The 4,229-nt window shown below is 56.5% G+C and carries 3 protein-coding genes and 1 pseudogene; 2 read left to right on the forward strand and 2 right to left on the reverse strand.

All coding sequences use genetic code 11. From position 1 onward, the window contains the following. Positions 1 to 497 (forward strand): hypothetical protein (locus tag ACIQ36_RS18970; RefSeq protein WP_395832263.1); only part of this gene is annotated, 497 nt, incomplete at its 5' end. Between the two features lie 148 nt (positions 498 to 645). On the opposite strand, the gene ACIQ36_RS18975 is transcribed toward ACIQ36_RS18970, so the two are convergent. After that, on the reverse strand, positions 646 to 1,491 hold the full coding sequence (locus tag ACIQ36_RS18975) for an ABC transporter substrate-binding protein (protein ID WP_395832265.1): 846 nt from the start codon (positions 1,489 to 1,491) through the stop codon (positions 646 to 648). A gap of 25 nt (positions 1,492 to 1,516) precedes the next feature. On the opposite strand from ACIQ36_RS18975, the gene ACIQ36_RS18980 reads away from it, so the two are divergent. Next, a complete protein-coding gene (locus ACIQ36_RS18980; protein ID WP_395832267.1) occupies positions 1,517 to 4,114 on the forward strand; it encodes an ATP-binding protein in 2,598 nt (865 codons plus the stop codon). A gap of 20 nt (positions 4,115 to 4,134) precedes the next feature. Here ACIQ36_RS18980 and ACIQ36_RS18985 read toward each other — a convergent pair. Beyond that, positions 4,135 to 4,229 (reverse strand): annotated as a pseudogene (locus ACIQ36_RS18985) (IS5/IS1182 family transposase); the annotation flags it as partial.

Raw genomic sequence — 4,229 nt, forward strand, 5'->3', positions numbered from 1 at the left:
CGGATCGGCCAGCGGCCCCGTTACTCCTGTCGCAAATGCAACGCTTGCAGGATAGCAAAGCCAAACAGGAAAGTTTAACGCGCGAGGTGGCGGGCTTAGCGGCGTCGGTCGCCGAAGCGCAAGCCTCTGTGGCCACCTACGGCACAGTCGAACGGGAGCAGCATCAGTTAGATCGGCGCGTTCTGGCCGCGCGCGAGATGCACGATAGCCTCGCCAAACGCTATGAGATGGCCCGCGTTACCGGGGCGCTTGGGAAATTCGAGGCGCCCGAGCGGGTAAAATTGATCGATCCGCCGACGATGCCGACGGTGCCGATGACCCCGCCCGCCATTTTGTTCGTGATTGGCGGGATCTTTGGGGGGCTTGCCTTGGGGGCCGCGTTGGCGTTTGCGGCGGAGCTTGCCGATGGCAGCTTGCGGCGGCGGGAGCAGATCGAGGTTGGCCTTGGCCTGCCGTTGCTCAGCCGCCTGCCGGGGCTGCATCGCTTAGCGCAGTAACCTCTTAACTGAGCTTGGCAAAAATCCCCTCTTCATCCCAGAAGAGGGGATTTTTTTGGGAGGTTTAAGGCTCTCGGAGAGCGTCGCAGCACAAAGAAAAACCCCTCACCAGGGCGCTGGTGAGGGGTTTAGCAGTCTCTAAACAGGGCTATTTTGTAAGGGCGATTTGCTCCATTTGATTGGCTTTGGCGGCGGTCATCAGGCGCCCGTCCTTTTTGACTTGGGCGATAAAGCTGTTAACGCGTGCCAGCCAGTCGGGCTGGCCTTTCTTAATCGCAAACCCATAATCGACGGGGTTCACGATTTGCGGCGGGGCAATGACCCGCGCCCAATCGTGCTGGAACTGCATGCGCAGGGAATAGGGATAGTCGGTCATAAACACATCGGCGCGCCCCGACAGAACTTCGTCTTCGCGCGTGTCGGGCGGCACGATGACCCGGACTTCCGCCTTTTTCGCATTTTGCAACATATAGGGCTCCATCACAGTTCCCTTTTGCACCGCGACCACGCGGCCCGGCTGGTCGATATCGGCCCAATTGCGAATGCTGCTGTTGGTTTTGGTTGTGATCCCATACATGCCGGAGCGTAAATGGGGCTCGGTCAGATCAACGCGCGCCCGCCGGGCTTCGGTATGGCCAATGCCAAACATGGCTATGTCGCATTTGTCCGCGTCCAAGTCATCCATAAAGCTAGCGAACGAGCTATCGACGAAAACAGGCGCGACGCCTAAATCATTGCTTAAGGTTTTTGCTAGATCAATATCGATACCCCGCAGTTGCGAGTCGCGCGGATTGCGGAAGGTGATTCCGTAATAGGCCGGCCAAATGCAAATTTGGAGTTTGTTGGCAGATTTTACTGCCTCTAGCCGTCCGTCAGCGGCAATCGCCGTCCCCTTGGGGCCGGGAGAAATTGCCATCAGAAGGGTGGTGGAGAGCAAAATCAGGGCGGACGCCCAGCGCGGGGAAGGGGCATAATCGCGGTTGAAAATGGTCATGGGCGTTACCTCTACGGGAAATCAGATGGACCAAAATCCACCCAGGGCAGTTGATGCTTTCTCGAACAGCAAAGAGTATGCCGCGACCGCTTTATCGGTGGAGGCACTGCGCGGAAGTCGGCGGCAGATTGCCCGGCTATCGCGGTTGTTCTGGATTATCGCGCCGAGTGTCTTTCTCGTCGTCATCCTGCTCTTTGGGTTCATGAGCTATTCCGGGCGGGAGCGCACGATTGCGGACACACAAAGAGTCTCGGAATCGCTCGCGTTACTGTTGGACGATCAAATAGAGCGGTCATTACAAACGGTTTCATTGGTTGTGCAAGGAACGCATGCGGCTTATGTCAGCACGGGTCGTTTGGGGGTGAGTGGTTTTGATGATTTTTTACGTCGAAGTGATACGATTAGAGGGTTGGCGTTTTCGAATAAAGATTACGTGATCGAGTATAGTACGTCATCGGAAAATGATATTGGTGTTGATTTAAGTAAGTATGATTTTGTAAAGCGATTAACCGAGGATAGCAACCTGTCGTGGGCGGTTGGTATGCCCATCGCGCGGCGGTCGTTTTCCGCGGCGGACGGGGCGGTCGTGCAATCGTCTTTTATTCCCTTTGCCTATGCCGATCGGGATTTGCGCGGTCGGTTACGGTCGGTAACGGTCGCGCTTTTGAATATCGACGCGCTCAAACTGCAATATGCGGCGCTCCTTCAGGATTATCAGGCCGAGATTCGCATTTTGCGATTCGATGGCACGCCCCTGATTGTAACCCGCAATGAAGAGGCGGACAGGGCACGCGGTACGGATATCACCGTCCCGATATTTACGGAGTTTTTGCCGGATCGGGAGCGGGGGACCTTTCAGACCGGCGGCAAGAATGGCAGCGCAGCCTCAATCGTTAGCTTTCGCGTTACCCGCCGATGGCCTGTGGTTGTGGTGGTGGGGCTTGACAAGCAGGCAGCCCTGGAAAGTTGGCGCCAGGAAAGCCTTTTGGTTGGGGCGGCGAGCGCGCTATTCCTCGCCTTGATGGGTTTGGCCATTCTTGTGACGGGGCGACAGCTTAGGGTTGTGCGTCAGCAAACCGATGCCTTGCGCCGGGCACGCGAACTGGCCGACGCGGCTAATCAGGCAAAATCGCTGTTTCTTGCTCAAATGAGCCATGAAATCCGAACCCCGATGAATGGTATTATTGGAATGGCGGGCTTGCTGGGCGATACGCTTCTATCGCTCGATCAGCGCCGATCCATCCAAATCATTCAAAACTCGGCCGAAGCCCTGATGCGGCTTATCAATGATATTTTAGATTTCTCGCGGCTTGAGGCTGGGAAAATAACCCTCGAAAATGCGTCCTTCGATCTCATCGAAACCCTCGAGTCGATTATCGCTTTGGTGGAAACCGACGCCCGCGCCAAAGGGGTTCCGATCCATGTCGACATCGCGGCGGACATTGATCCCTGGCGCGTGGGGGACGAGGGGCGCTTGCGGCAAATTCTGCTGAACCTGATGGGGAACGCGGTAAAGTTTACCAGCGAGGGCCACATCACTCTAAACGTCAGCTTATCGTCACCTAATTGGTTGATCTTCGAAGTGACCGATACGGGGGTTGGTATTCCGCCCGAGGCGTTGGGGCGGCTGTTCCAGCAGTTCGAACAGGGGGAGGCGACCACTCATCGGCGCTATGGGGGGTCCGGTCTTGGCTTAGCGATCTCACGGCGGCTGGTCACGGCGTTGGGCGGTCGGATTAGTGTTGAGAGCGTCTATGGTAAAGGCAGCCGCTTTAGCGTCAAGCTGCCCCTGGCTGTATCGCAGGAGCCGCGCCCGGCCCCCCTCGAAACGCCGACCTCGACCGCTCCCGTTCGTCCGCTGCGCATTTTGATTGCCGACGATAATCTTACCAATCAACGGGTTCTGAGGGGGCAGTTAGAAAAACTCGGGCATAGCTGCGAAACCGTGTTTGACGGGATCGATGCGGTGAGCGCCGTTCAGGAACGACCCTTCGACCTTGTTCTGATGGATATTCAGATGCCGGAAATGGATGGCGTGACGGCAACCCAGCATATTCGGGAATTAGGCGGGGCGCTGGCGCAGATTCCCATTTTCGCGGTAACGGCCAATGCTTTTCCAGGCGATAGGGAGAAATATCTCCAGGCCGGTATGAACGCGGTGCTCGCAAAACCCATTCAACTCAAAAAACTCGCGAGCCTGCTGAGTAATTTCGGAAATATTCCCGAACCGCAGGGCGATATCGTGCCGCCGGAATTGGGGGACGCGACGCCCGATTCCACTCTCGTCGATATGGCGGTTCTCCGCGACCTTGCCGAGAATGTTGGCGAGGATTTGATCGGCTCGATCCTTATTGATTTCCGGGCCGATGTCGAAAAACGCCTCACAGCCCTAAGCCGCGCGCGGGCGGCGGGCGACCATGCGGCCTTTTGCCAAGCCATCCACGCCCTCGCCAGCCTGTTGGGCAGCTTTGGGCTGACGCACCTCGGCCAGCAATGCCGCTTGGCAGAAATCGCTTACCGAAATCAAGAGATCGGCCAAATGTTAGATTTGACGGAAAACCTGGAGGCGCAAGCGTATGAGGGGTTGGAGCAAGTGTTCTCAATTGTGAATAGTAATAAATAATATTTCTGGGCTCACCTAGGTCATGTTGACAAACTCCGCACCCACAATCTTGCGGCGATGATGTGAATGAAGCCGAGGTAACTTACGGCTGTTTTGTCGTAGCGTGTTGCCAGGC

Origin of the sequence: Elstera sp. (assembly GCF_044372965.1) — a bacterium.
In the GTDB taxonomy this organism is placed as follows: Bacteria; Pseudomonadota; Alphaproteobacteria; order Elsterales; family Elsteraceae; genus Elstera.

Excerpts from the sequence above, each read along its gene's own strand:
- ACIQ36_RS18980 (WP_395832267.1), top strand. The coding sequence starts at position 1,517 with ATGGACCAAAATCCACCCAGGGCAGTTGATGCTTTCTCGAACAGCAAA.
- ACIQ36_RS18975 (WP_395832265.1), bottom strand. The coding sequence starts at position 1,491 with ATGACCATTTTCAACCGCGATTATGCCCCTTCCCCGCGCTGGGCGTCC.